Annotated in this window: 29 protein-coding genes; 14 read left to right on the forward strand and 15 right to left on the reverse strand. The window is 66.7% G+C overall.

The annotated features are described in order from the left end of the window. Nucleotide 1: 1 nt before the first annotated feature. Complete coding sequence (kdpA, locus tag ACFVUS_RS12960) at nt 2-1,672, reverse strand: potassium-transporting ATPase subunit KdpA (RefSeq protein ID WP_387764560.1); 1,671 nt, start codon at nt 1,670-1,672, stop codon at nt 2-4. Then, complete coding sequence (kdpF, locus tag ACFVUS_RS12965) at nt 1,673-1,759, reverse strand: K(+)-transporting ATPase subunit F (RefSeq protein WP_387765547.1); 87 nt, start codon at nt 1,757-1,759, stop codon at nt 1,673-1,675. It lies immediately after the preceding gene. A 293-nt stretch (nt 1,760-2,052) separates the two neighbouring features. Between kdpF and ACFVUS_RS12970 the strand changes: the two genes are divergently transcribed. The 4 genes from ACFVUS_RS12970 to ACFVUS_RS12985 all read left to right on the forward strand — a co-directional run bounded on the left by ACFVUS_RS12970 (nt 2,053) and on the right by ACFVUS_RS12985 (nt 6,391). Continuing rightward, a complete protein-coding gene (locus ACFVUS_RS12970) occupies nt 2,053-2,721 on the forward strand; it encodes a hypothetical protein (RefSeq protein ID WP_387764562.1) in 669 nt (222 codons plus the stop codon). Nucleotides 2,722-3,045: 324 nt separating this feature from the next. Further along, entirely contained in the window at nt 3,046-3,198 is a 153-nt protein-coding gene (locus tag ACFVUS_RS12975) for a hypothetical protein (RefSeq protein ID WP_387764564.1), read from the forward strand. Further along, nucleotides 3,195-5,693, forward strand: a complete 2,499-nt coding sequence (locus tag ACFVUS_RS12980) for a DUF4118 domain-containing protein (protein WP_387764566.1) — start codon at nt 3,195-3,197, stop codon at nt 5,691-5,693. Before ACFVUS_RS12975 ends, ACFVUS_RS12980 begins: the two co-directional genes overlap by 4 nt. Then, a complete protein-coding gene (locus tag ACFVUS_RS12985; protein WP_387764568.1) occupies nt 5,690-6,391 on the forward strand; it encodes a response regulator in 702 nt (233 codons plus the stop codon). Before ACFVUS_RS12980 ends, ACFVUS_RS12985 begins: the two co-directional genes overlap by 4 nt. Nucleotides 6,392-6,394: 3 nt before the next feature. On the opposite strand, the gene ACFVUS_RS12990 is transcribed toward ACFVUS_RS12985, so the two are convergent. Together ACFVUS_RS12990 and ACFVUS_RS12995 are read right to left on the reverse strand one after the other, a co-directional pair. Further along, nucleotides 6,395-7,591 carry a cytochrome P450 gene (locus ACFVUS_RS12990; protein ID WP_387764570.1) on the reverse strand — a complete coding sequence of 399 codons (1,197 nt, stop codon included), beginning with the start codon at nt 7,589-7,591 and terminating at the stop codon, nt 6,395-6,397. A gap of 148 nt (nt 7,592-7,739) precedes the next feature. Further along, nucleotides 7,740-8,177 (reverse strand): MarR family winged helix-turn-helix transcriptional regulator, encoded by a 438-nt coding sequence (locus tag ACFVUS_RS12995; protein ID WP_387764572.1) that lies wholly within the window; start codon nt 8,175-8,177, stop codon nt 7,740-7,742. An 82-nt stretch (nt 8,178-8,259) separates the two neighbouring features. Between ACFVUS_RS12995 and ACFVUS_RS13000 the strand changes: the two genes are divergently transcribed. The 7 genes from ACFVUS_RS13000 to ACFVUS_RS13030 all read left to right on the forward strand — a co-directional run bounded on the left by ACFVUS_RS13000 (nt 8,260) and on the right by ACFVUS_RS13030 (nt 13,240). Next, the gene (locus ACFVUS_RS13000) at nt 8,260-8,925 is read left to right on the forward strand and encodes a maleylpyruvate isomerase family mycothiol-dependent enzyme (protein ID WP_387764574.1); all 666 of its coding nucleotides are present in this window, start codon (nt 8,260-8,262) and stop codon (nt 8,923-8,925) included. 60 nt (nt 8,926-8,985) lie between these two features. Next, nucleotides 8,986-9,654 carry an HAD family hydrolase gene (locus ACFVUS_RS13005; RefSeq protein WP_387764576.1) on the forward strand — a complete coding sequence of 223 codons (669 nt, stop codon included), beginning with the start codon at nt 8,986-8,988 and terminating at the stop codon, nt 9,652-9,654. 153 nt (nt 9,655-9,807) lie between these two features. Then, nucleotides 9,808-10,272, forward strand: a complete 465-nt coding sequence (locus ACFVUS_RS13010) for an OsmC family protein (protein ID WP_387764578.1) — start codon at nt 9,808-9,810, stop codon at nt 10,270-10,272. Then, nucleotides 10,269-10,550, forward strand: a complete 282-nt coding sequence (locus ACFVUS_RS13015; protein WP_387764580.1) for an acylphosphatase — start codon at nt 10,269-10,271, stop codon at nt 10,548-10,550. The genes ACFVUS_RS13010 and ACFVUS_RS13015 overlap by 4 nt, the downstream gene beginning before the upstream one ends. A 36-nt stretch (nt 10,551-10,586) precedes the next feature. Further along, a complete protein-coding gene (locus tag ACFVUS_RS13020) occupies nt 10,587-11,585 on the forward strand; it encodes a hypothetical protein (protein ID WP_387764582.1) in 999 nt (332 codons plus the stop codon). Then, nucleotides 11,585-12,751: a glutathionylspermidine synthase family protein gene (locus ACFVUS_RS13025; protein ID WP_387764584.1), complete on the forward strand. Its 1,167-nt coding sequence runs from the start codon at nt 11,585-11,587 to the stop codon at nt 12,749-12,751. Before ACFVUS_RS13020 ends, ACFVUS_RS13025 begins: the two co-directional genes overlap by 1 nt. 39 nt (nt 12,752-12,790) lie before the next feature. Then, the gene (locus ACFVUS_RS13030) at nt 12,791-13,240 is read left to right on the forward strand and encodes a DUF350 domain-containing protein (RefSeq protein ID WP_387765550.1); all 450 of its coding nucleotides are present in this window, start codon (nt 12,791-12,793) and stop codon (nt 13,238-13,240) included. Here ACFVUS_RS13030 and ACFVUS_RS13035 read toward each other — a convergent pair. The 6 genes from ACFVUS_RS13035 to ACFVUS_RS13060 all read right to left on the reverse strand — a co-directional run bounded on the left by ACFVUS_RS13035 (nt 13,237) and on the right by ACFVUS_RS13060 (nt 17,285). Then, entirely contained in the window at nt 13,237-13,824 is a 588-nt protein-coding gene (locus ACFVUS_RS13035) for a dihydrofolate reductase family protein (RefSeq protein WP_387764586.1), read from the reverse strand. The genes ACFVUS_RS13030 and ACFVUS_RS13035 overlap by 4 nt on opposite strands. Nucleotides 13,825-13,935: 111 nt before the next feature. Beyond that, a complete protein-coding gene (gene mutM / locus ACFVUS_RS13040; protein ID WP_387764588.1) occupies nt 13,936-14,793 on the reverse strand; it encodes a bifunctional DNA-formamidopyrimidine glycosylase/DNA-(apurinic or apyrimidinic site) lyase in 858 nt (285 codons plus the stop codon). Between the two features lie 6 nt (nt 14,794-14,799). Next, nucleotides 14,800-15,564, reverse strand: a complete 765-nt coding sequence (gene rnc / locus ACFVUS_RS13045) for a ribonuclease III (protein ID WP_364630453.1) — start codon at nt 15,562-15,564, stop codon at nt 14,800-14,802. Between the two features lie 19 nt (nt 15,565-15,583). Continuing rightward, a complete protein-coding gene (gene rpmF / locus ACFVUS_RS13050) occupies nt 15,584-15,766 on the reverse strand; it encodes a 50S ribosomal protein L32 (RefSeq protein WP_330182376.1) in 183 nt (60 codons plus the stop codon). Between the two features lie 81 nt (nt 15,767-15,847). Further along, nucleotides 15,848-16,462 carry a YceD family protein gene (locus tag ACFVUS_RS13055; RefSeq protein WP_387765553.1) on the reverse strand — a complete coding sequence of 205 codons (615 nt, stop codon included), beginning with the start codon at nt 16,460-16,462 and terminating at the stop codon, nt 15,848-15,850. A 76-nt stretch (nt 16,463-16,538) separates the two neighbouring features. Beyond that, nucleotides 16,539-17,285: a DivIVA domain-containing protein gene (locus ACFVUS_RS13060; protein ID WP_387764591.1), complete on the reverse strand. Its 747-nt coding sequence runs from the start codon at nt 17,283-17,285 to the stop codon at nt 16,539-16,541. A gap of 252 nt (nt 17,286-17,537) precedes the next feature. Between ACFVUS_RS13060 and ACFVUS_RS13065 the strand changes: the two genes are divergently transcribed. Both ACFVUS_RS13065 and ACFVUS_RS13070 read left to right on the forward strand, forming a co-directional pair. Continuing rightward, nucleotides 17,538-18,074: a GtrA family protein gene (locus ACFVUS_RS13065; protein ID WP_387764593.1), complete on the forward strand. Its 537-nt coding sequence runs from the start codon at nt 17,538-17,540 to the stop codon at nt 18,072-18,074. A 447-nt stretch (nt 18,075-18,521) separates the two neighbouring features. Then, nucleotides 18,522-19,376 carry a hypothetical protein gene (locus ACFVUS_RS13070; protein ID WP_387764595.1) on the forward strand — a complete coding sequence of 285 codons (855 nt, stop codon included), beginning with the start codon at nt 18,522-18,524 and terminating at the stop codon, nt 19,374-19,376. Nucleotides 19,377-19,514: 138 nt separating this feature from the next. On the opposite strand, the gene coaD is transcribed toward ACFVUS_RS13070, so the two are convergent. From coaD to ACFVUS_RS13085, 3 genes are all read right to left on the reverse strand, one after another. Continuing rightward, nucleotides 19,515-20,000: a pantetheine-phosphate adenylyltransferase gene (gene coaD, locus ACFVUS_RS13075; protein ID WP_387764597.1), complete on the reverse strand. Its 486-nt coding sequence runs from the start codon at nt 19,998-20,000 to the stop codon at nt 19,515-19,517. A 140-nt stretch (nt 20,001-20,140) separates the two neighbouring features. Continuing rightward, on the reverse strand, nt 20,141-20,698 hold the full coding sequence (rsmD, locus tag ACFVUS_RS13080; protein WP_387765556.1) for a 16S rRNA (guanine(966)-N(2))-methyltransferase RsmD: 558 nt from the start codon (nt 20,696-20,698) through the stop codon (nt 20,141-20,143). 76 nt (nt 20,699-20,774) lie between these two features. Next, the gene (locus ACFVUS_RS13085; RefSeq protein WP_387764599.1) at nt 20,775-24,179 is read right to left on the reverse strand and encodes a pyruvate carboxylase; all 3,405 of its coding nucleotides are present in this window, start codon (nt 24,177-24,179) and stop codon (nt 20,775-20,777) included. Nucleotides 24,180-24,623: 444 nt separating this feature from the next. On the opposite strand from ACFVUS_RS13085, the gene ACFVUS_RS13090 reads away from it, so the two are divergent. After that, nucleotides 24,624-24,803 carry a DUF1737 domain-containing protein gene (locus tag ACFVUS_RS13090; RefSeq protein WP_387764601.1) on the forward strand — a complete coding sequence of 60 codons (180 nt, stop codon included), beginning with the start codon at nt 24,624-24,626 and terminating at the stop codon, nt 24,801-24,803. 3 nt (nt 24,804-24,806) lie between these two features. Here ACFVUS_RS13090 and ACFVUS_RS13095 read toward each other — a convergent pair whose 3' ends face one another. Then, nucleotides 24,807-25,178 (reverse strand): SgcJ/EcaC family oxidoreductase, encoded by a 372-nt coding sequence (locus ACFVUS_RS13095; RefSeq protein ID WP_387764603.1) that lies wholly within the window; start codon nt 25,176-25,178, stop codon nt 24,807-24,809. Further along, the gene (locus tag ACFVUS_RS13100; RefSeq protein ID WP_387764605.1) at nt 25,165-26,073 is read right to left on the reverse strand and encodes an IclR family transcriptional regulator; all 909 of its coding nucleotides are present in this window, start codon (nt 26,071-26,073) and stop codon (nt 25,165-25,167) included. The genes ACFVUS_RS13095 and ACFVUS_RS13100 overlap by 14 nt, the downstream gene beginning before the upstream one ends. Nucleotides 26,074-26,101 lie beyond the last annotated feature (28 nt).

The following is a 26,101-nucleotide window of genomic DNA, read 5'->3' on the forward strand; positions in this document are numbered from 1 at the left end:
GTCAGTGGATTCCTTCGGCGAGCGGCCCGAGCGCCAGCGCGGGCAGGAAGGTCAGGGCGACCAGGATGATGGTCACGCCGACGACCATGCCGATGAACTGCGGCCGATGGGTCGGGAGCGTGCCGATCGATTCCGGCGTGGAGCCCTGCTGTGCCAGCGAACCGGCCAGTGCGAGAACGAAAATGATCGGCAGGAAGCGGCCGAAGACCATGGCCAGGCCGAGCGCGGTGTTGTACCACTCGGTATTGCCGGACAGGCCCGCGAAGGCCGAACCATTGTTGTTGGCGGCGGAAGTGAAGGCGTACAACACTTCCGAGAGTCCGTGCGGTCCCCCGTTCGCCATACTGGCGCGCTGTCCGGGCATGGCCATCGCCGCCGCCGTGCCGATCAGCACGATGAGCGGACTGATCAGGAAATACGAAGCGGCGAGCTTGATTTCGCGCGGGGTGATCTTCTTGCCCAGGTATTCCGGGGTGCGCCCGACCATGAGGCCCGCGACGAACACCGTGATGACCGCCAGGATCAGCATGCCGTAGAGACCGGATCCGGTACCGCCGGGCGCGACCTCGCCGAGCTGCATATTGAACATGGTCATCATGCCGCCGAGGCTGGTGTACGAATCGTGGAACGAGTCCACCGCACCGGTCGAGGTGAGCGTGGTCGCCGAGGCGAAGGTCGCCGAATTCGATACGCCGAAGCGGGTTTCCACGCCTTCCAGGGACGCGCCGAGCGCGGTCGGGACCGTGCCGTGGTGCTGCAACTGGAACAGATTGGTCAGCATGGTGCTGGCCAGCGCGATCACCGACATGACCGCGACAATGGCGTAACCCTGCTTCTTGGAGCCGACCATGCGCCCGAAGGTGCGCGGCAGCGAGAAGCTGATCACCAGCAGCAGGAAGATCTCCAGCCAGTTGGTCCAGGCGTTCGGGTTCTCGAACGGATGCGCGGAGTTGGCGTTGTAGAAGCCGCCGCCATTGGTGCCGAGTTCCTTGATGACCTCCTGGCTCGCCACCGGTCCGCCCGTAATCGTCTGCGTCCCACCGGTAATGGTCTGCGCGACCTGATCGTGCAGGTGGAAGTTCTGGATCACCCCGCTCGCGACGAGCACGATGGCGGAGACGAATGCCAGGGGCAGCAGAATACGGATGGTTCCCCTCACCAGATCCACCCAGAAATTGCCCAGATCGCCGGTGTGCCTGCGCGCGAAACCGCGCACCAGCGCCACCGCCACGGCCATACCGACCGCGGCCGAGACGAAGTTCTGCACCGCGAGCCCGGCCATCTGCACCAGGTGACCCTGGGTCGATTCACCGGAGTAGTTCTGCCAGTTCGTATTGGTGACGAAGCTGACGGCGGTGTTCCAGGCCAGCGCCGGGGTCATCTCGGTGCCCGGATCGTTCAGGTGCAACGGCAGTTTGCCCTGAATCAGCTGGAGGAAGAACAGGAACAGAATGCTGACGGCCGAGAAGGCCAGCACGCTGCGGGCGTAGACGCCCCAGGTCTGTTCGACCCCGGGCTGGACGCCGATGGCGCGGTACAGGCCGCGTTCGGCCTTGGAATGCTTATCGCTGCTGTAAACCCGGTACATGTAATCGCCGAGCGGTACGTGCACCAGGGCCAGCGCGATCACCAGGGCCATCGTGAAGATGAGCCCCGCGGTAGTCGTGCTCACTTAGAACCTTTCCGGGTACAGCAACGCCGCGATCAGAAAAACGGCGATGCCGACGGCCAGAACCAAACCGATAATGTTCTGCGTCACAGCCGTTCCACCCCGCGCTGGATCAGGCCGAGCAGGGCGAAAATCGCCACCGTCAGCACCGTGAACACCACGACGGACATGTATCGAAACCTCTCTCTAACCGGTGCCGCACCTCAGGTGCGGCAGAGCGAGTCAAGCGGTCGATTGGTCGCTATTCGAGGTCCTTTACGCCTTCTTAGCGTCCCGCACCCCCGCATTGACGTTCCGCTTACGCACTCGGCTCGGTGTGTCGGAATCCCGGCGTGGCGGGGGACTTCCGTACCCTCGATCAGGCAGCCGACAAGGGAGGCCCCATGTTCGAACGCGCACTACAGAAGTCAGTGGAGCTGGTCCTGCGGGGCAGCACCGGAATTCAGGCCCCGCTCGCCGCGAAATACGTGGCGCGACTGCACCGCAAACATCCGGATCGGTCCCCGGCAGGCATCGAACAGGGCCTGGAATTGCGCTATTTGACCGTAGTCACCATCAGCGGCACCCTGGCCGGGCTCTCGGCCGCGGTCCCCGGTGTCGGCACCCTGATCGGATTGGCCGTCAGCGGCGTCGAATCGGTGTTCTTCCTGGAGACCTCGGCGCTGTACGCGGCCTCGCTGGGCGCGGTGCACGGGATGGGCGACCTGCCCGCCAAACAGCGCCGCACGCTGGTTGCCGGGGTGGTGCTGGGCGAGACCGGCGAACAGCTGCTCGGCAAGGGCGCGAGCCAATCCGCGCGCGACTGGGCCAGCACCGTCGGCGATCACCTGCCGGTGATCAAGAACATCGACAACGCCATGGCCAAACGCTTCATCGTGCAATTCGTCGTCAAACGCGGTGTGCTCATGTTCGGCAAGACATTGCCCGCGGGCATCGGCGCGGTCATCGGGGCCGTGGGCAATCGCGCCCTCGCCAAAACCGTGATCGGCAATGGCCGGCGCACTTTCGGCCCCGCGCCGACCAGCTGGGACCGGGCGTTCGCCACGAAATAGCTTTGGCACGATCGGTCACATCGCAAGCCGCGTTAGGTCATAACTCGCCCTTTACAGTTGGCGACGGTTCTGGGAATCGTGTGGGTAACCAGACCACTTCGAGGGGTGGAGGTCCCGCCCTCGCGCTCCCGGTGGCCAGTACCCGCGGGGCGGGCCCTCCACCGAAAACTCCGCCCGGAAATCCACCGGGGCGGCCACTGTCACCGGGATCACGACGCGCGGGCGTTAAGAAAGCGTCAGTGCCGGTCGCTTCGGCGAAATCGACGGTAATCCTTGGGAGTCCGGCCATCGCGGCCGGGCTTTTCCGTTGATTGAGGAGAGATCGTGCCGGACATCGTCGTTCCATTGATGGTGATATTCGGATTCCTGGCTGCCGCGCTGTTGCTGCGCGTCCTGGCGACCGCCGAACCGAATCGCGTGCGGGTGCGCGCGGCCCGCCCGGACTTTCCGGCCCCGCGCGTGATGATGGACGAGTGAAACGCGGCCAGCTACGGATCTACCTCGGCGCTGCCCCCGGAGTGGGCAAGACCTTCTCGATGCTGTCGGAGGCGCATCGGCGGATCGAACGCGGTCGCGATGTGGTCGCGGCCGTGGTCGAGACGCACGGGCGATCCAAGACGGCCGAGATGCTGGCGGGCATCGAGCGGATCGCCCCCAGGATGATCGAGTATCGCGGCACCACGCTGCCGGAACTGGATGTGGAGGCGGTGCTGCGGCGCGCGCCCGCGGTGGTGCTGGTGGACGAGCTCGCGCATACCAATGTGCCGGGCAGCAAACACGAAAAGCGCTGGCAGGACGTACAGGAACTGCTGGACGCCGGAATCGATGTGGTGTCCACGGTGAATGTGCAGCACCTGGAGAGCCTCAACGATGTGGTCGAGCAGATCACCGGGGTGGTGCAGCGAGAGACGGTGCCGGACTGGGTGGTTCGCTCCGCGGATCAGGTCGAACTTGTCGACATCACTCCGGAAGCGTTGCGGCGCAGGATGTCTCACGGCAATGTGTACGCGGCGAGCAAAGTCGATGCCGCACTGCGCAATTACTTCCGGCCCGGCAATCTGACCGCGCTGCGCGAACTCGCGCTGCTGTGGCTGGCCGATCAGGTGGACGCTGCCTTGGCGAAATACCGTGCGGATCACCAGATCACCGATACCTGGGAGGCGCGCGAACGCCTGGTGGTGGCGGTGACCGGAGGCGGCGAATCCGAGACCATCGTGCGGCGCGCCAGCCGCATCGCGGCCAAATCCAGCGCCGAACTCATTGTGGTGCACGTGGTTCGCGGTGACGGGCTGGCCGGGGTGTCCGCCCAGCGGCTCACCCGGCTCCGCGATCTGGCCACCGGACTGGGTGCGAGCCTGCACACCGTCACCGGTGACGATGTTCCCACGGCGCTACTGGATTTCGCGCGTCAGGTGAACGCGACCCAGCTGGTGCTGGGCACCTCGCGGCGCTCGCGCTGGGCGCGCATGCTCGACGAGGGCATCGGCGCGACGGTGGTGCAGGAGTCCGGCAAGATCGATGTGCACATGGTCACGCACGAGGAATCCAATCGCGGCTTCCGCTGGTCCTCGCTCGCACCGCGCGAACGCAAACTCGGATCCTGGTCCGCCGCACTGCTGGTGCCCTCGATCATCTGCCTGATCACCGCGCTGTGGCTGGACAGCTGGCTGAATATCGGCGGTGAGAGCGCGGTGTTCTTCATCGGCGTGATCGTGGTGGCGCTGTTCGGCGGCGTCGCGCCCGCGACGCTGTCGGCGCTGCTCTCGGGGGTACTGCTGAACTGGTTCTTCACCGCGCCGCGCTACAGCCTCACCATCGCCGATCCGGACAACTTCCTCACCATCGTGGTGCTGCTGATGGTCGCGGTGGCGGTATCGGCGCTGGTGGATGTGGCGGCCAAGCGAACTCGCGAGGCGCGCAAGGCATCCCGGCAGGCCGAACTGCTGACGCTGTTCGCGGGCGCGGTACTGCACGGCGCGGATCTGCCGGATCTGCTGGAACGCGCGCGCGAGACCTTCAATCAGGAGGCGGTCAGCCTCATCACCGATGACGAGATGGTGGCCTCGGTCGGCGAGGATCCGCCCACAGAGGTGATCGACGCCTTCACCGCGGTGGAGGCGGGCGATGATCTGCACTGGCTGCTGCTGCGCGGCCGGGCGCTGTCCTCGGGTGATCGGCTGGTGCTCGGCGCGGTCGCGAATCAGGCCGCGGGACTGGTGAATCAGAAGCGTTTGCAGCAGGAGGCGGGTGCGGCCCAGGCGGTCATGGAGGCCGATAAGCTGCGCCGCGCGCTGCTGTCCGCGGTCAGCCACGATCTGCGCACGCCACTGGCCGGGGCCAAGGCTGCGGTCTCGAGTCTGCGCAGCGACGATGTCGAGTTCTCGCCCGAGGACACCGCCGAATTGCTTGCCACGGTGGAGGAATCGGTGGATCAGCTGACCGCGCTGGTCGGCAATCTGCTCGATTCCTCGCGGCTCGCGGTGGGGGTGATCAAACCGCAGATGCGGCGCACCTACCTCGACGAGGTGGTGCATCACGCGCTCATGGGCATGGGCACCCGGGGTATGGGGCGCAGTGCCATGAACCGGGTCGAGGTGGAGGTGGGCGCGGTCTGCGTGCGCGCGGATTCCGGACTGCTGGAGCGGGTGCTGGCCAACCTCATCGATAACGCGGTGCGCTACTCCCCCGGCGACTCGCCGGTGCGGGTGACGGCGGAGCACACCGGGAAGCGGGTGGCGATTACCGTGGTCGATACCGGACCCGGGGTACCGACCGGTATGGAAGATCAGCTGTTCGAACCCTTCCAGCGGCTCGGTGATCGTGACAACTCCACCGGCGTCGGCCTCGGCCTGTCGGTGGTGCGCGGATTCGTCGACGCCATGGGCGGCACGGTGCACGCCGAGCCAACCCCAGGCGGCGGCTTGACCATGGTGATCGACCTACAAGCATGCGATGAACAGGAGAATCCGTGACGAACGCGGCGCCGGCGCCGACGAAAGTCCTGGTCGTCGATGACGAACCGCAGATCCTGCGGGCACTGCGCATCAACCTGTCGGTGCGCGGTTACGAGGTGACCACGGCCGCCACGGGAGCCGCGGCGTTGCGCGCGGCCGCCGAGAAACATCCGGACGTGGTGGTGCTCGATCTCGGGCTGCCGGATATGGACGGCATCGAGGTGCTCGCCGGACTGCGCGGCTGGTCCACCACCCCGGTCATCGTGCTGTCCGCCCGCACCGACTCCTCGGACAAGGTCGAGGCGCTGGACGCGGGCGCGGACGATTACGTCACCAAACCCTTCGGCATGGATGAGTTGCTGGCCCGGCTGCGCGCGGCCGTCCGCCGCTCGGCGGGCACCGCCGACACCTCCGAACCGGTCATCGAAACCTCGTCCTTCACAGTCGATCTCGCCGCGAAGAAGGTCACCCGGCACGGGCGCGATGTACACCTGACCCCCACCGAATGGGGGATGCTCGAGATGCTGGTGCGCAACAAGGGCAAGCTGGTGGGCCGCCGCGAAATCCTGCGCGAGGTCTGGGGTCCGTCCTACGCCACCGAAACCCATTACCTGCGTGTGTATCTCGCCCAGCTACGGCGCAAACTCGAAGACGACCCATCCCGCCCCAAACATCTGCTCACCGAGGCGGGAATGGGCTACCGCTTCCAGGTCTGAGCGCTAGTCGCGACTCAGGCGCAGCGGCAGCGACTTCAGTCCGTTGTTGAGATTGGAGCGGATGCGGCGGGCCTCGCCGGTCTGCTCGATCGCCGGGAAGCGGGCGAGCAATTCCTCGAAGAAGACGCGGCCCTCCATGCGGGCCAGGTGGACGCCGAGGCAGAAATGCTGGGCCAGGCCGAAGGACAGGTGCGGGTTGGGGTTTCGGGTGATGTCGAAGCGCTGCGAATCGGTGAAGACGTCCTCGTCGCGATTGGCGGAGGTGTACCACATGGCCACCTTGTCACCGGCCTTGATGGGGACGCCGCGAATCTCGGTATCGGCGGTGGCGGTGCGCCGGAAGTAGTGCAGCGGATTGGCGAAGCGCAGAATCTCTTCCACCGCACCGGGAATCAGCGCCGGGTTGGCGCGCAGGGCGGCCAATTGTTCCGGATGCTCCAGCAGCAGTTGCAGTCCCGAGGACAGCATGGTTTTGGTGGTGTCGTTCCCGGCGATCACCAACTGGGTGAAGAAACTGCCGAACTCGATGTCCGACATGGCTTTTCCTCCGAATTCACCGGCCAGGATGAGCGAGGTGAGATCAGCCCGCGGCTCCTGCTCGCGCCGCGCCATGGAGAACTGGATGGCGTAGATCGCCATCTTGGTCATCTCGGCGGTGGTGTCGAAATCGCCGACCAACTCCGGATCCTGTTGGCTGGTGGACTGTTCCGCCCAGTGCCGGATATCGGGCCAATCCGCTTCCGGAATCCCGAACAGTCCGCCGACCACCTGACTCGGCAGCACCCCGGCCACCTCGTGCACGAATTCCACGTCACCGCCGGTGTTTTCGAGCAGCCGCCGGGTCAGCTCCCGAACCCGGTCCTCCATCTCGCCGATCACCCGCGCCTTGAAATGCTCGGCCAGTGGCCTGCGGTAATCGGTATGCCGGGGCGGATCCATCATGAGCAGCATGTTCCGGGTCTGCTCCAGCCGTTCGGGCGGCTGATTCTCCAGCATCACGCCCTCCTGTTCGGCGGAGAACAGCAGCGGATTGCGCGCCACATGCGCGACATCCGCATGTTTGAGAATCGCCCAGTACCCCGGCTCACCGGGCATGTCCTGCCAGTACACCGGCCGCGTGCCGCGCAGTTCGGCGAACATCTCGTGGATCGGCCCGTCCACATAGAGTTCCGGATCGTAGATATCCATGACCGTGCCCACGGCCCACCTCGGTATTCACTTGCGGGTGTATGTCTTTCACGTCGGACGCTAACCGCGCGGCACTCCCCGCGATCGCGTTTCCTACACACCATCTCATTCAGTGGACACCGTGTCAGCGAAATCCGCGGAACAGCGGTCCGCCCACGTATCAGGCGTAGGGATCGGTGATTTCACGCAACCGCGACAACGCCTCGCGCAGTTGAGCCGTACGACGTTCGCCCAGATGAGCGGCCCACTCACGCTCGATACCCGCCGACACCCCATTGCCCAACTCGGCCATCCGCCGCCCGCGTTCGGACAACCGCACCAGCCGCGCACGCCCGTCGGTCGGATCGGGCACCCGCTCCACATATCCCGCACGCTCGAGCTGGTCGACCAGAAATCCCGCGGTCTGCTTGGTCACCTGCGCCCGCTCCGCCAATTCGGTGAGCCGGGTGCCATCCGGACCGATCTGCGCAGCGAGGCGGCCCTGCGCGATGGTGATGTCTCCGTACCCGGCCTCGACCAGGGCATCGAAGGTGCGCTGTTCCATCGACCGATGGGCGATGAACATGAGCAGACCCACGTTCATCTCATCGTCTGCCATCGCAACTCCTTGACGTTTAGTCAGATCCTCTTACTATATTAGACAGAGAGGCTGACTAATCCTATCGGAAGCGGGAACCATCATGGATCGTGAATCCAGTTGGCGGATCATCGAACAGCAGCGACTGGCCATCGCGGATCTACTGGCCGACCTCTCCGATGCGGAATGGGAGCAGCCGTCGCTGTGCCCGGGGTGGCGGGTCCGCGACGTAGCCGCGCACATCGCCTGCGCGCCACGGCCGCCATCACCGAAAACCATGCTGCGCACCGCGATTCGAGCGCGCGGCAACTACAACCGGCTGATCGATATGCTCACCCTCGACTACGCCGCCGAACCGGGCCACGACCTGGTCGCCGAACTGCGCGCGCACGCCGCATCGCGAAAGCTGCCCGCGCTCACCAACTATCGCAATATCCACTTCGACACCATCGTGCACGGTCAGGACATCGCGATTCCGCTGGGCCGCACACTGCGGGTCACCCCGGTGGCCGCTGCCGCCGGAGCCGATCGCGCCGTCGAGGTCGGCTGGCCGGTATGGAATCGCCACCGTTTGGACGGCCTGCGCCTGATCGCCACCGACACCGTCTGGACCTACGGCCTCGGCAGTGAGATCCGCGGACCCGCGCTCGCGCTGCTGCTGCTGGTCACCGGCCGTGCCGCCGGACTCGCACAGGTCCACGGCCCGGGCGTGGCCACCCTGGCCGCCCGGCTCGAAAACACCTCGGCCGCACCGGCGGAGTTCGACTGACCGGCCCGTCCGGTCACCCCCGGCGCGCGGGGTCCGGGGGTGACCGGGACGATGGAGCACATGTCTGTTGCCGCGATCGTCTTCGATATGGACGGTGTACTGATCGACACCGAACCCATCTGGGAGGAGGTGCGCCGCGCGTATATCGCCGAACTGCACGGGCGCTGGCTGCCCGATACCCAGGACCGGTTCATGGGGATGAGCACCGCCGAATGGGCCACGTACACCAGCGAAGATCTGCTCGACGGCCGCCGCACACCCGATGAGGTGGCCGAGGATGTCATCTCCCGCATGGCCGCGCGCTATGCCGAGCATCTGCCGCTCATGCCGGACGCGGTGGAGACCGTGCGCCGCTTCGCCGATAGTTTCACCCTCGGCCTGGCCAGTTCCTCACCGCGCAGGCTCATCGATGTGGTGCTGGACCATATGGGTGTCACCGACCTGTTCCACACCACCGTCTCCACCGAAGAGGTCGAACGCGGCAAGCCCGCACCGGACGGCTACCTCGCCGCCGCGGCCGGACTCGACATCGACCCCTCGAACTGCGTGGCCATCGAGGATTCCAGCAATGGCCTGCGCGCCGCCCACGCCGCCGGCATGACGGTCATCGCGGTCCCACACCCGCGCTACCCACTCAAACCGGACGCGCTCGCGCTCGCCTCCCACGTCGCCGAGAACCTGAAGTCCCTCACCCCCGAGCTGGTCGTGGACCTCACACCGGTGCGCTGAGCGGAATTCCGCTGCCTACAGCGCTGTTTCGAACCGAACGGTAGAGAACACGGGCGCATCGTCCCGCGACCCATACCGACGGCCGCCGTCATCGGCCGGTTCGCCCGGATGGGCCTCGCGGCGCGCCCCGAGCACGAATGCGAGGATCTTGGTATGTCCGAACAGACCGCCGCGCCCCAGAACGCCGCAGCCGCCCCGTCCGCCGAACCGGTCGAACTGTGGGCCGAGCGCACCGGGACCCGGGCCTACACCGGCCGCAATAATCGCGGCGGCGAGGTGCTCATCGCGTCCGCGGGTGTGCCCGGCGCGTTCACCCCGGGCGAGTTGCTCAAGATCGCGCTGGCCGGATGCACCGGGCTCAGCGCCGATTTCACTCTCTCCCGCAAGCTCGGCGAGAGCTTCGACGCCACCGTGCGCGTCTCCGGCGACGCCGACCGCGAGAACGAGACCTACCCGGAGCTCAATGAATCCTTCGAACTGGATCTGAGCGAACTCGACCAGGCCACCCGCGAACGCCTGCTGGTCGCCGCGCAGCGCTCCATCGACAAGGTCTGCACCGTCGGCCGCACCCTCAAGGCCGGAACCACCGTCAACCTGACCTTCCGCGTCGACGAATGACCGAAACCCCCGTCCGGCTCAGCGCCTGGGCGCACGGGCAGGTGCAGGGCGTGGGCTTTCGCTGGTGGACCCGGTCCCGCGCCCTGGAGTTGGGCCTGACCGGGTACGCCCGCAATCACCGCGACGGCCGCGTGCACGTGGTGGCCGAAGGTCCGCGTACGGCGTGCGAAACCCTGCTGAGCCTGCTACGTTCCGGCGACACACCCGGTCGGGTCGACCTGGTCGTTACGGACTGGTTGGACGCCCAGGGCGGCATAATCGGATTCGAGGAGCGCTGATGTGCGCGCAGGTCGAGAAGCCCCAGGAGTCGATCGTTGGCCATTGAACGTTTCGGCGGCACCCCGGACGACCCGAACCGGCAGCCAGACCCGGATAGCTCCGCGAAAACTCCCGATCCCGCGATCAACCCGGCCACCGGACGCCCGTGGGGCAGCGGGGGACGCACCCTCCCCACACGCGGCGACTCGCAGGAGACCACCCCCGAGCCCGCCGCGGCACCCGAGCCTGACGGTTCCACCGCGCCCACGGTGTCCTCCGAACCCGCCGGTTCCTCCGAGCCCGCCGCGTCCCCCGAGCCAGCTGTGTCCCCCGAGCGCGCCGCGCCTTTCGATGCGCCGACCGCGCCGACCGCTCCGGTAACCCAGCCGACCGGATTCGCGCCGCCGCCCACCTTCGAACTTCCGGTGCCGCCGGTGTATCCGCCGTCGCCGCCGCAGCCCGCCCCCCAGCCGCGACGCGGCAGCGTGAATCGGCAGGAGGCCGGGGTCACCGCGCCCCGCCCGCCGACGGTCGCGGAGGCGCGAGCGCGGGAGAAGGCGCGCAAGCGCGCCGAGGAGGCCGAGCAGGCCGCCACCGAGGCCGCGGAGACCAAGCGCAAGAAAAAGAAGAAGGTGCTCATCGGCGGCGCGGCCGTGGTCGGCGTGGCGGCGCTGGTGGGCGGCGGATATCTGGCCTATGACGCGCTGACCACCCCCGAGGTGACCGCCTACTGCACGGTGGTGGCCAAGAAGGGTCAGGTGGTCGCGGTCGGCAACGGCCAGACCGTCACCGCCACCAGTGACAATCAGGAAATCGTCATTCCGGACAACTACTGCGATGATGCCAAGCGCACGGGCAGCACCGGACTGGGCGGAATCTTCATTCTCAATGGCAGTCAGTACCGCTACTACTACGGTGGCAGCGGCAACACCATCGGCCACGCACCGACCGGCGGCAGCACCGTGCTGCCCAAGGGCGCGGACGTGAAAACCAAGAGCGGCAGCACGATTCAACGCGGCGGGCTCGGCTCCAAAATCAGCGGTGGAGGTTCTTGATGCGGCGAGTGCGGAGCACTCCGCGCCCGGGTTGGCAGCAGATCATCGAGAGTCAGGGGCTGGTCTACGGCTCGCCCGGACGCGATACCAATGGCCAGCCGCGCCCGTACTGGGACGAATCGGTGCACTACGAATTCGATATGGCCGAGATCCTCTCGCTGGAGGCGCAGGTCGAGGTGCTGCACACCATGTGCCTGCACGCCGTCGAGCAGATCATCCTGACCGAGCGTTTCGCCGATTTCGGTCTGCCGCAATGGAGTTGGGAACCGATCGCCAATTCCTGGAAGCGTTCGGACCCGCATATCTACGGCCGTTTCGACCTGCGCTACGACGGTCGCGGCCCCGCGAAACTGCTGGAGTACAACGCCGATACCCCCACCTCCCTGCTGGAGGCGGCAATCGTGCAGTGGCACTGGCTGACCGACACCCACCCGGACGACGATCAGTGGAACTCGTTGCACGAGAAGCTGGTCGAGCGCTGGGGCGAGGTCCGCGACCTGCTGCCCAGCGCCGAACTGCACTTCACCTGGTCCGGCGCGGACTCCTCCGGTGAGGACAATGTCACCACCGCCTATATGCAGGAAACCGCCGCCGAGGCGGGCTTCGACACCATCGCGCTGCCCATCGAGGAAATCGGATTCGACACCGAGCTGGAACGTTTCGTGGATCTGGCCGAGGCCCCGGTCGATTCCATCTTCAAGCTCTACCCCTGGGAATGGGTGCTGGACGACGACTTCGGCAAGCGCGTCACGCAATCCCTGCCGGGCACCATGTGGATCGAACCACTGTGGAAGACAATGCTTTCCAACAAGGCGCTACTGGCGGTGCTGTGGGAGATGTACCCCGGGCACCCGAACCTGTTGCCCGCCTACCTCGATGACCCGCACGAGCTCACCGAATACATTCGCAAACCCAAGCTCGGCCGCGAGGGCGCGAATATGACCATCGTGGGCGCGGGCATGGAAACCGCCACCGGCGGCGTCTACGGCGAAGAGGGCTTCGTCTACCAATTGCTGGACCCGCTACCGGAATTCGACGGTATGCGCCCGGTGCTGGGCGCCTGGATCGTCGGCGACACCTCCGCGGGCCTGGGCATCCGCGAAACCGTCGGCCTGATCACCGATGACACCTCCACCTTTGTGCCCCACCGCATTCCGCAGCCCTGACCCCCAACCTTCCACCCCTACTGGAGGACCCACCAGATGATCACCACGCTCGCGCTCGAATCGGGATATTGGAGCTCACTCGGTCGTGGCGTAGGCGCGATCCTCCTGTACGCGCTGATCGGCCTGGCGCTCATGCTCATCGGCTTCTACGCCGTGGATCTGACCACCCCGGGCAACCTGCGTCATATGGTCGCCCAGGGCCTGCCCAACGCGGTGATCGTCAGCGCCGCGGGCATGCTCAGCATGGCGTTCATCGTGGTGCTGGCCATCTACGCGCAGGCGGGCAAGCTGTCCGAGGGTCTGATCGCGGCGCTGATCTACGGCCTGGTCGGCATTGTCGCCCAGGTGATTTCGGTGCGCGTGATCGAAGCGGTGCTCGGCATCAATATCGGCGACGTGCTGAAGAGCCCCACGTTCTCCACCGAGGCTCTGGTCGTCGCCGCCGCGCATTTCGCGCTCGGCCTGGTCGTCGCGGTCGCGATCCTCTAGCGCACCCGGCTGTACTTGAGGAAGGCCACGCCGTCCTCGAAGACCCGGCTGGTGAGCACCCGGTAGCGGGTGGCCTCGGGCAGCCGGGATCCGGCCGTGCCGAACAGCGGGCGGCCGTGCCCGAGCACGATCGGATACAGCTTCAGGAAGATCTGATCGATCTCGGGCAGCAGGGTCTGCGCCAGCTCACCGCCGCCGCACAACCAGATGCCGAGCCCCTTCTCCCGCTTGAGCTCCCGCACCCGCGCCAGCGGATCCCCGGTGATCAATTCCCCATCCGGATCGGGCGCCTCGGGCAGCGTCTGCGAGACCACGAACTGCCGCAGATGCGAATACGGGCTGGACGTCCCCGTGCGTACCCCGAAATCGTGCGTCTTACGTCCCATGATGACGGTGTCGAAGGTGCTGAAGGGCTTGCGGTCCACACCGAGCGCCTCGCGGACCTTGGTCGGTAGCGTCTCGGGATACTGCGCGATGATCGCGGGACCGTGGTCACCCCCGACCGGGAAGAAATCCACCGAACCATCCTCGGAAGCGATGAATCCGTCGATGGTGGCTGCCACGTAGTAGGTCAGTTTGCGCATTGGTCCCTCCAGCCGGCACCACACATGCCGCTGTCAAAAAGGTAGCGCTTCAATGCCTTCGATAGGGAGACTAGTCCGAACAGCGGGCATGAACTGTCAGTGACGTGGCGATCAGCCGCGGGGCCGGGGCTGGCAGCGCGGGCAGGAGAACGACGACCGGTTCATGAACTTCTCCCGGATCATCGGGGCCCCGCAGCGGCGGCAGGCTTCGCTCTCGCGCCCGTAGGCGTTGAGCGAGCGCTCGAAGTACCCGGATTGCCCGTTCACGTTGACGTAGAGCGCGTCGAAGGAGGTGCCCCCGGCCTGGAGTGCCTCGCTCATCACGGTGCGCACCTCGTCCAGCAGGCCGCGCGCGACGGGACGGGTCAGCTTGGCCGCCACCCGTTCCCCGTGCAGCTTCGCCCGCCACAGCGCCTCGTCCGCATAGATATTGCCGACCCCGGACACCACGGTCTGATCGAGCAGTACCCGCTTGATCTCCGAATTCTTGGCGCGAATGGCCGCGACGATCTTGTCGTCATCCACGAGCGGATCCAGCGGATCGCGCGCGATATGCGCGACCGGTTCGGGCACCAGCGTCCCGTCCACCTCGACCAGCTCCGCGAGCTGCCAGCCGCCGAAGGTGCGCTGATCCACGAACCGCAGCTGATCGCCGGTATCGAGATTGGCGATGATGTGCGCGTGCTTCTCCAGGGCGGCGTCGGCAGGCTGCACCAGCATCTGCCCGCTCATGCCCAGATGCACGACGAGGGAGAGATCGGGCTCATCGAAGGTGAGCCAGAGGAATTTGCCGCGCCGCTGCGCGGATTCGACCCGCAGGCCGGAGAGCCGGGCGATGAGATCATCGCCGCCCTCGAGATGCCGTCGCACCGAACGCGGATGCTTGACGGTCACCGAATCGACGACGCGGCCCACCACATGTTCGGCGAGCCCGCGCCGTACGACTTCGACTTCGGGAAGCTCGGGCATCGGCGGCTACTGCGCCGATTCCCCGGCGGCAGCGGCACTTTCGGCGTTCAACGCCTGATAGGCGGCGCCCGCGGCCTTCTGCTCGGCTTCCTTCTTGGAGCGGCCCACCCCTTGGCCGTACGCCTTCCCACCGATCACCGCGGTGGCGGTGAACTCTTTATCGTGGTCGGGTCCGGTGGAGGTGATCTCGTAGCTGGGCACGCCGATACCGCGCTCGGCGGTCAGCTCCTGCAGACTCGTCTTCCAGTCGAGCCCGGCACCCATGCGGGGTCCACGCTCGAGCAGGTCGGCGAACAAGCGCAGCACCACGCCACGGGCGGTGTCGATGCCGTGCTCGAGATGCACCGCACCGAGCAGCGATTCCATGCCGTCGGCGAGAATGCTCGGCTTGTTCCGGCCACCGGTGAGCTCTTCGCCCTTACCGAGCAGCAGATGAGTACCGAGTCCGCCCGCGCCGAGGGTGCGAGCCACCTCGGCCAGGGCATGCATATTCACCACGCTGGCACGCAGTTTGGCGAGCTCGCCCTCGGACTTATCCGGATGCTCCAGATAAAGACGTTCGGTGATGCTCAGGCCGAGAACTGAGTCGCCCAGAAACTCCAGGCGCTCATTGGTCGGGAGCCCACCGTTCTCGTAGGCATACGACCGGTGAGTGAGCGCGAGGCGCAACAGGTCCGGTCGCAGGCCGACGCCGAGCGCTTCGAGCAGGCTGGAATGGTCGGCGGAGTCACCCACGGCGGGCACCTCCGCCGCGTCCTTGCTGGCGGTCACGATCGGCTGGATCAGAGAATCAGACCGCAGCGGTGACCTGGCGGCCCTTGTACGTGCCGCACGAGGGGCACGCGATGTGCGGCAGGGTCTGCTGGCCGCAGGCACGGTTCGGGCAGGTGATCAGGGTAGGCGCACTGGCCTTCCACTGGCTCCGGCGCGAGTGGGTGTTGGAACGGGACATCCGGCGCTTCGGAACGGCCACGACTACTTCTCCTCTGTCCTCTGACTCACGGCGCCATTGTGGCCCGCAAGGATAAATCTGTTGATGGGTCCGGTACAGCGCCTAAGCGCCGCTTCCGGGGGCTGCGTCACCGACGACGTTGTCGTCCGCGACATCCAATTTCGCGAGCCCGGCCCAGCGAGGGTCAAGTATCTCATGACCATGGCCGGAACCCGCAATCGCCATCCGTACGCCGCATTCGGGGCACAATCCGGCACAGTCCGGCTCGCAGAGCGGCTGTAGCGGCAGCTCCAGACCGACGGCGTCGATGACGGCCGCTTCGAGTTCGATCATGTCATCGACCAGGCGATGCACTTCGTCTTCCTCGGTGGTCTTCTCGGTATTGCTGTCCGGGTAGGCGAACAGCTCGGTGAGATGCAGCTCGATATCGTCGGTGAACGATTCGAGACAGCGCGAGCACTCACCCTCGATGGGCGCGTGCACGGTACCCAGCACCAGCACGCCCTCGGAGACCGACTGCAGGGTCAGATCGAGTTCGACCTCACCGCCCGCGGGGATGCCGACCATTTCCAGGCCGATCCGGTCGTCGGTGCTGAAGGTGCGCTGGACCGGGAGGATCGAGCCCGGCTTGCGGCCCAGGCGTCGCGTATCCAGATTGAAGCCCGCGTCGTCGACCGTGGTGCGACGGTGACGCGGCTTGGAACCGGATTCGGACATCAAGGACTCACTCACGTTCGGTATGGAATGGGCAACCACCCAACAATACCGAAACGCGCTGCCGCACCCAAACCGGCTAGCGGCGGAACTCGGCGGCGTAGTCCTGCACGCTCGTACCGGAACGCACCTGGTTGCGGCCGCGGCCGATGATGCGCAGGGTGCCGTGCAGGGTTTCCTCGAAGTCGGCCAGCTTGCCGTCGACGTAGTCATCGCATTCGGTGCGCAGGCGATCGGAATCGGCCTGGGCGGTATCGATGAGCCGGGCGGATTCCACGTGCGCGGCCCGGACCACCTCGGTGGCCGAGACCAGGCGTTCCTGTTCGGCCTTGCCGTCGGCGACCGAACGGTCGTAGCTGGCCTGGCCCGAGGCGGTCATGCGATCGGCCTCGGCACGGGCGCGGCCGGTGACCATGTCGTATTCCTTGTTGCCGTCGGTGACGACGCGTTCGGCCTCGGCTTCGGCCGAGCTGACCAGGTGTTCGGCGTGCGCGCGGGCCTCGGCGACCATGCGGTCGGCGTGCGCCTTGGCATCGGACAGGATGCGGTCCGCCTCGTCACGCGCCCCGGTGACGGTGTCGTGCGCCTGCTGATTCGCGCCGCTCACCGTGCTCTCGGCGGAATTGCGGGCATCGACCACGATCTTGTCGCGGTGGTCGAGCACGTCCTGGGCGTCGTCGAGTTCACCCGGCAGCGCCTCGCGCACATCGTCGAGCAGTTCGAGCACCTCACCGCGCGGCACGATGCAGTTGCGCGTCGGCGGAATGCCCCGCGCCTCCTCGATGATGGCCACGAGTTCGTCGAGCGCTTCGAATACGCGGTACATGTTGCTACCCCACTCTCCTGCCTGGACTACACGGCGAGACCTCCGCGGGAACAAGTCTGCCCTTCCGAGCGCTGTCACCAAGGTTCGAACCCGGCGTGTCGGAGACCTGTTTCACACCACACGAAAAGAAGTGGAGGAAACCCCTCCAGTTGGTTTACATTCAAGCAACAAGAAATTGTTGTGTCGGGACGGCGGAGCCTCTACAGGGATGACTCCGCAGGGCACGTCCCGACGTGTTCGAGGGATATGACGATGGCTGTTCTGGACATGCCGCAGCGGGCCGCAGCGCCCGGCACCGCGCTGGTCGACGCCTACGCATATGGCGCCGAGGCCATGGTCTCGGGCACCGAGGCCGTCCGCACCGCCGGTGCGCGCTGGACCGAACAGGTCGGCGCGTGGTTGCGCAGCGAACACGCCATCGCCCAACTGCTGCGTTTCGCCCTCGTCGGCGGTCTCAGCAATATCGGATACCTGCTGCTGTTCCTGGCGTTCTACGGCGGCGGGCCGCAGCTGGCCAATCTGGCCGGATCGATCGTGAGCACGGCGCTGGCCAATGAACTGCACCGGCGGTTCAGCTTCCACGCGGCCGGGCGGGTGCGCTGGTACACCGCGCAACTCGAGGGCGGCGGGCTGGCGCTGGCGGGTCTGGCGATCACCTCGGCGGGACTGGCGCTGCTGGAATCGACCGCGCCGGGACTCGGCAATATCGCCGAAGCCGCTGCGGTACTGGCGATCACGGCCGCCGTCGGCACCATTCGCTTCCTGACCCTGCGGCTCTGGGTCTTCTGACACCCGCTTCCCCGAATCCTCGCACTCGCCGAAAAACGGCCATGGGTGCGAGGATTCGCTATTTCCGGGAGTAGGGAACCCACTCGGCGATGCCTGCGTCAAAGCAAGCATCGACCGATTGAAAGGGGTTCCTCCCATGCAGAGATCGCACGGATGCCTCGGCGGACGGCGCGATACCCGCCGCCCCACTCCCCCGCGCCCCGCCGGACGAGCCCACGCATCCTGCGTCAGACATGGCTGGCGGCGCGGACGCCCGCGCGGGGAGGGCGAATGAAGCGCCCGCGCGAGTCCACCCCGAATGCCGACACCGAACGCCGACGGCATTGCGCGCCAAAGGGATTGGCCCGGCGCCTGCTCGAAGGATGCAGCCCGCCGGATGACACCGCACCCGGCCGGGAGGGGCGCGGGAGATCATTTGCGAGTGATTCGACGCCATGGGGTATCGCTATGGCCGCGGGTGTGTCCGCCCAGAATTGGCGGGATCGGCATCGGCTGTTGATCGAGGCCGTGCTGCCGGAGATGGCGGAAGGCAGTGTGGTGAGCCATCAATCGGCCGCGGTGCTGTACGGCGCTCCGCTGTGGCGGACCACGCTGGATCGGGTGTGCGTGACGCGCAATCGGCGCGGCGGTGGGCGGACCAGGCCGTACACGAAAGTGCATGGGTCACCGCTGGATTCGGCGGTCGAGATCGACGGGATGCTGGTCACCCCGCCCGCGCGGACAGTGATCGACCTGGCGCTCGCCCTGCCGTTCGAGGCGGCCGTGGTGGCGGGTGACGGCCTCACCGGGATGTTCGGCCTCACCGAAGCCGAACTGGCCGAAGAACTCTCACGCGCGAGATGCCGTCACGGTATCGCCCAGGCCAAACGGGTGGTCGCGGCGCTGGACGGCCGCAGTCAGAGCGCGGGCGAATCGCTGAGCCGCCTGATGCTGCGCCGCCAGGGTCTACCCGCACCCGCCACCCAGGGCAATGTGCTGACCCCCGACGGCCGTTTCGTGGGCCGAGTCGACTTCTACTACGAGGAATTCGCCACCCTCTGCGAATTCGACGGCCCCCTCCGCTACGGCCGCCTGCTGCACGCCGCGGGCAATGTCCCCGAAGCCCTCCGCCGCGAACAGGTCCGCGAAACCTACTTGCGCGCCTTGGGTTTCCACGTCATCCGCTGGACCTGGAACGAACTCCACACCGACGACCCGGCCCGCCGCCTACGCGCCGCCCTGTCCCGCCCTCGCCGCGCCGACGGACGCATGGAACCGGCTCCCGCCCCGGCCCCACGCCAGATCCCGACACTGCGCCTATAGGCGGGGTGGCGCTAACGCAGAGGCCGGTGTGGTGCGATCGGTCCGATCGCACCACACCGGCCTTTGCGAGTTCCCTTGCGGCAGTCGGCCTGCCGCCCAAGCGCCCGCGACCGAGGCCACCTGCCACTGCGGAGCGGATCAGCCCTGGTTCTCCGCGATGCGGGCCATGAGCGCCTTGTGCACGACCGGGGGGAGCAGGTCGGAGATGTCTCCGCCGAGTTTGGCGACTTCCTTGACCAGTGAGCTGGAGACGAAGGTGTACTCCGGGTTGGCGGCGATGAAGTAGGTGTCCACCCCGGTGAGCTTGCGATTCATCTGCGCCATCTGGAGCTCGTACGCGTAGTCGGTGGCGTCCCGCAGACCCTTGACGATCGCGGTAACCCCTTGCTCGCGTGCGAAATCCACGAGCAGACCCCGCCAGGACTCGACGCGAACATTCGGCAGATCCGCCGTCACCTCGCGAATGAGCTCCATCCGCTCCTCGACGGTGAACATCCCCTGCTTATTGGGGTTCACCACCACCGTGACGATCACCTCGTCGAACTGCTCAGCCGCGCGGGCGAACACATCGACATGTCCCTTGGTCACGGGATCGAACGACCCCGGGCACAATGCTCCAGCCATGGCCGAACGCTACCGCAGCCGCCGGGAATCAGCCCACGCGCCCACCGACCGCCAGTGCGTTTCATCGTGGGGGTAACCACGGCGGGAAACGGGCGAAACCCGGCCGTGAGTGCCCCTCTCGCGACAGTGTCGCGCGGGCCTCAGCCCTCGTATTCGGCTAGGTCCAGGCGGGTTTCGCCGTATACGCGGGACTTCAGGGGCGCATACCCGTCGGGCCAGATCAGTTCGGGTGAGCGGGTTGAGCGTTCGACCACGATCAGCGCACCGTCGTGGAGCCAGCCGTGGGCGATCAGTGCGCGTAGGTTGTCCAGCACCTCGTCGATCTCGACCGCGTAGGGCGGATCGGAGAAGACGAGGTCGTACGGGGCGGTGGGGGCGCCGCCGAGGGTGCCGGCGACAGTGGTCATTCGGAGTTCCGCGCCGGGGAGGCCCAGGTCCGAGATATTGCCTCGGATGATCGTGGCTGCCTTGCGGTCGGATTCGACCAGCAGTGCGTGGGATGCCCCGCGGGACAACGCTTCCAGGCCCAGCGCGCCAGAGCCCGCGTACAGATCCACCACTCGCATGTCGTCGAAATCCATGCGGGCTTCGAGGAGGTTGAACAGGGCCTCGCGGACCCGGTCCGAGGTGGGGCGGGTGCCCGCGGGCGGGACGCGTAGTCGGCGTCCGCCCGCGGTACCGGAGATGATGCGGGTCATCGGCGGGCCGCCGATTCCCCCCGCGCGCACGATGTCTCGTGCCGCGCGGAGTCGATGGCGAGCCGGGTGGCGACCGTCATTCGGCCGCGGCCTCGGTGAGGCGGAGTTCGACGAGCAGGTCGCCGCCCTCCACCTGCTGGACCTTGCTGATGGCGACGCGCTTGATGACGCCGCCGCGAGGGGCGGTGATGGCGGCTTCCATCTTCATGGCCTCGATGGTGCCGATGGTGTCGCCCGCGGAGACCGAATCGCCTTCGGAGACAGCGAGGGTCACGACGCCCGCGAACGGTGCGGCGAGGTGGCCCGCGTTGGTCTTGTCGGCCTTCTCGGCGGTGGGGACCTCGCTGGCGATGGAGCGGTCGCGCACCGTGATGGGGCGCAGCTGGCCGTTGAGGATGCACATCACCGTGCGCATACCGCGCTCGTCGGGTTCGGAGATGGCCTCCAGGCCGATGAGCAGGGTGACGCCCTTGTCGAGCTGGACGCGGTGTTCCTCGTCGTGGCGCAGGCCGTAGAAGAACTGGTTCGCGGACAGGTTGGTGGTGTCGCCGAACTTCTCGCGGTGCGCGAGGAATTCGGAGGTGGGCCCGGGGAAGAGCAGGTTGTTGAGGGTGGCGCGGCGTTCGTCGGAGGTGCCGTTCAGGGCGGCCTCGTCATCGGCGGTGAGCTGGGTTTCGGGCTTGGCCGGACCGCGACCGGCGAGCGCGCGGCTGCGGAACGGTTCGGGCCAGCCACCGGCGGGGGTGCCGAGTTCGCCGCGCAGGAAACCGATTACCGAATCGGGGATGTCGTAGCGCCCCGGATCGGTGGCGAAATCCTCGACGTCGACGCCGGTGCCGACCAGGGCGAGAGCGAGATCGCCGACGACCTTGGAGGACGGGGTCACCTTGACCAGGCGGCCCAGGAGCCGGTCCGCCGCAGCGTATTTCGCTTCGACCTCTTCGAACTGATCGCCCAGGCCGAGCGCGATGGCCTGCTGGCGCAGATTCGAGAGCTGACCACCCGGAATCTCATGGTGGTACACGCGCCCGGTCGGGCCGGGCAGCCCGGATTCGAACGGCCCGTACACCTTTCGCAGCGCCTCCCAGTACGGCTCGAGGTCGCACACGTTCTGGAGATTGAGTCCGGTGTCGTGCGGCGAATTCGCCGCCGCGGCAACGATTGCCGAGAGCGCGGGCTGAGATGTGGTGCCCGCCATGGGTGCGCTCGCACCGTCGACGGCGTCCGCACCGGCCTGCCAGGCGGCCAGGTAGGTGGCCAGCTGCCCGCCGGGGGTGTCATGGGTGTGCACATGCACCGGCAGGTCGAATTCACGGCGCAGCGCGGTCACCAGGGTCGCGGCGGCGGGTGCGCGCAGCAGTCCGGCCATATCCTTGATGCCGATGATGTGCGCCCCGGCCTCGACGATCTGCTCGGCGAGCTTGAGGTAGTAGTCCAGGGTGTAGAGGTCTTCGTTCGGGTTGGACAGGTCCCCGGTGTAGCTGAGCGCGACTTCGGCTACGGCGGTGCCGGTTTCGCACACCGCGTCGATGGCCGGGCGCATCTGGTCGACATTGTTGAGCGCGTCGAAGATGCGGAAGATGTCGATACCGGTCGCGGTGGCCTCGGAAACGAATGCGCGCGTGACCTTTTCGGGGTACGGCGTGTAACCGACGGTATTGCGTCCGCGCAACAGCATCTGCAGGTTGATGTTCGGCACCGCTTCACGCAGCGTGGCCAGACGCTCCCACGGATCCTCGTACAGGAACCGCAGTGCCACGTCATACGTTGCGCCGCCCCAACATTCGATCGACAGCAGTTCCGGCGTCAGCCGCGCCACATGTCCGGCGACGTCGAGCAGGCCGTTGGTGCGCACGCGGGTGGCGAGCAGCGACTGGTGCGCGTCGCGGAAGGTGGTGTCGGTGACCGCCACACCCTGCTGCTGCCGCAGTGCCTTGGCGAACCCCTCGGGGCCCAGTTGCAGCAGTCGCTGCCGCGATCCGGGCGGCGGGGGCACGGTCATATCGAGCGCGGGCAGTTTGTCGTGCGGGTACAGCTTGGTGGGCCGGGTGCCGTGCGGCTTGTTCACGGTGACGTCGGCCAGGTAGTTCAGGATCTTGGTGCCGCGGTCCGCCGAGCTCTTGAGCGTGAGCAGTTGCGGCCGTTCATCGATGAACGAGGTGGTGACGCGGCCGGCGCGGAAGTCCGGATCGTCCAGCACCGCCATCAGGAACGGGATATTGGTCGTCACGCCACGAATACGGAATTCGGCGACGGCGCGGCGAGCGCGCGCCATGGCGGTCTGGAAGTCCCGGCCGCGGCAGGTGAGCTTGACGAGCATGGAGTCGAAGTAGGCACCGACCTCCGCGCCGACATTGGTGCCGCCGTCGAGGCGGACGCCCGCGCCACCCGGGGACCGGTAACCGGTGATACGACCGGTATCGGGCCGGAACCCATTGGCCGGATCCTCGGTCGTGATCCGGCACTGCAACGCCGCACCACGAATAACAATCGAATCCTGGCTCAACCCAAGATCTTCCAACGACTCACCCGAAGCGATCCGCATCTGCGACTGCACCAAATCCACATCGGTGATCTCCTCGGTCACCGTGTGCTCGACCTGGATACGCGGATTCATCTCGATGAACACATGATTGCCACGCTCATCCAGCAGGAATTCCACGGTACCCGCGCACGAGTAACCGATCTCCTTGGCGAACGCCACCGCGTCCGCGCAAATACGATCCCGCAGTTCCGGATCCAAATTCGGCGCCGGAGCCATCTCGATGACCTTCTGATGCCGCCGCTGCAACGAACAATCCCGCTCGTACAGATGAATCACATTGCCCTGCTGATCAGCCAGAATCTGCACCTCGATATGACGAGGATTGATCACCGCCTGCTCCAAGAACACCGTCGCGTCACCGAACGCGGACTCGGCCTCCCGCGCGGCGGCCTCGATGGCCTCACGCAACTGAGCCTTATCGGCCACCCGGCGCATACCGCGCCCACCACCACCGGCCACCGCCTTGACGAAGACCGGGAACTCCATGCTCTCCGCGGCCGCCAGCAGCGTGTCCACATCCGAGGACGGCTCACTCGACGCCAGCACCGGCAGCCCCGCGGCCTTGGCGGCGGCAATGGCCCGCGCCTTGTTACCCGTCAGCTCCAGCACATGCGCGGACGGCCCGACGAAGGTGATCCCCTCGGCGGCGCACGCGGCGGCCAGATCCGGGTTCTCGGAAAGAAAACCGTAACCGGGGTAGATGGCATCCGCGCCGGAAGTCTTTGCGGCCTTGATGATCTCGGCGATGGACAGATACGCCCGCACCGGATGGCCGGGTTCGCCGATCTGGTACGCCTCGTCGGCCTTCAACCGATGGACCGAGTTGCGATCCTCGTACGGGAACACCGCGACGGTGCCGGTGCCGAGTTCGTAGGCCGCGCGGAACGCGCGAATGGCGATCTCGCCGCGGTTGGCGACCAGGACTTTGGAGAACATTCGACCAAGGTACCTGGCCCCGGGTATCGAACGGGCATCGAAGTCGGCTTCGCAGCAATCTTCACAGTCACATACCGGTCGGTTGCGAATTTGTGTTCATCACCTGGACACATAGCCTCCGGTGAGGTTAGCCGGAACTGCGCACGGGGATTCGCCGACTTGCTAAGGCCAGCCGCCGAAAACGTCCCCGCGCTCACCTCGGCGTCCCTACCGAGCGAGCAACCGGTGCGAATCCGGCACCGTCCTGCGGCGTGACCAACGCCTCTCCCTGCCCCGCAACGGTTCTCCACGGGACGCGCGATAGGGCGGCGGCGTCAGCACGCCACGAGTCCTGCTGGGCGGGACGCACAGACCGCCCCTCCATTGGACGCGACAGCCGAGGCCCGGTTACGGGCGCGGCCCAATGCTCACACCGCGCGAAATCCACGCCTCTAGGCTCGACCCATGACCAGCCTCCCGCGCCTGCGCTACCGCCTGATCACCGGACCGGACGACGCGACCTTCTGCGAGCGGGTCAGCGCGCTGCTCGACGAGGGCTACCGTTTGCACGGCTCCCCGTCGGTGACCTTCAACGGCGCGAATGTGATTGCGGCACAGGCGGTCATCCTCGATTCCGAGGACTGAGCCTCAGCCCCCGAAGGCGCGGGTGATGGGTGCCATGTCGAAATAGTCGCGCCAGGCGGAGATTTTGCCGTCGGCGATTTCGAAGGTGCCCATGACCGGGAGGTCGGTGGCAGTGGTCGCGGTGCGCAGGGTGTCGGTGCGTTCGTTCATGACCAGATTGCCCGTGACCAACTGGCGGTGAATGGTGAAGTCGATGCCGTCCAGGGCGGCGGCGAAACCGGCGATGAAGTCGCGAATGGCCTGGCGACCGACCACCGGTTCCATCGGAATGTTGTGGTAGACGGCGTCTTCGGTGAAGAAGGAGGCGATATGGTCCGGATCGGGTTTCGCCCAGGCGGCGCACATTTCGCGGACCAGGGCATCAGGGTCGGACATTGTTCTTCCTTTCGACGCCGTCGCCGATGCGGCGGGCGGCGGCGGCCAATTCGGTGAGATAGCGGCGGCGTTCGTCGCGGGTGACATCGGTGCGGAGCGGGCCGATCTGGAGTTCCATCACCGCGTGGCCGCTGCCGTCGAAGACGGGGGCGCTGATATAGCTCAGCGGCAGTGGAACATCCTCGTCGAGGGTGGCCCGGTCGTAGGCCGGGCCGACGATGGTGGCCAGTTGCGCCAGTACGCGCCCGCGCAGATCCTTGTTCGCGGGATGCTCGGACAGGTGATCGGCGACCTCCGACAGCACCCGGGCGGTGGGCAGACTGTCGGGTTCCAGCCGCCAGGCGCAGAAGCCGTTGGCGCGCAGTGTATTCAGGACTTCGCGGTATTCGTCGCGGCGTTCGGGGCCGCGGGTGTCGAGCCAATCCTGTTGGCGGCCCGGACCGCAGTGCGCGATCATGCCCGCGCCCGCCGGGGCGCGCAGCGGGATGCGGACACCGGATTTCATGCCGACGGTGAGCCGGTCGCGGGTCACCGCCAGGAATTCGAGGTATTCGCCGTCGATGGTGGTCAGGGCCGCACCGCAGTCGACCTGTTCGGCCAGCCGCTCCAGTTCGGTATTGAGCCAGGCGCGGTCACCGCGCGAATCGGCGGCGCGGACGCCGAGCGCGGCCAGTGCGGGGCCGACGCGGTAGGTCAGATCGGGCAGGCGGCGCACCCAGCCGCGTTCGGTGAGCGCGGCCAGAATGGCCCCGGCGGTGGAGCGATTCAGATCGAGGTTGTCGGCGATCTCGGCGGAGGTGAGCGGGGTGCGCTGGGCGGCCAGCAATTCCACGATGGAGATGACGCGCTGGGTGGGCGGGGAGCTGTCGGCGGTCCTCGTCTTGCCAGCGGGCACGCGTGTCTCCTAGCCTCTCGATACGAAT

It is taken from the genome of Nocardia sp. NPDC058058, assembly GCF_042885355.1.
In the GTDB taxonomy this organism is placed as follows: Bacteria; Actinomycetota; Actinomycetes; order Mycobacteriales; family Mycobacteriaceae; genus Nocardia.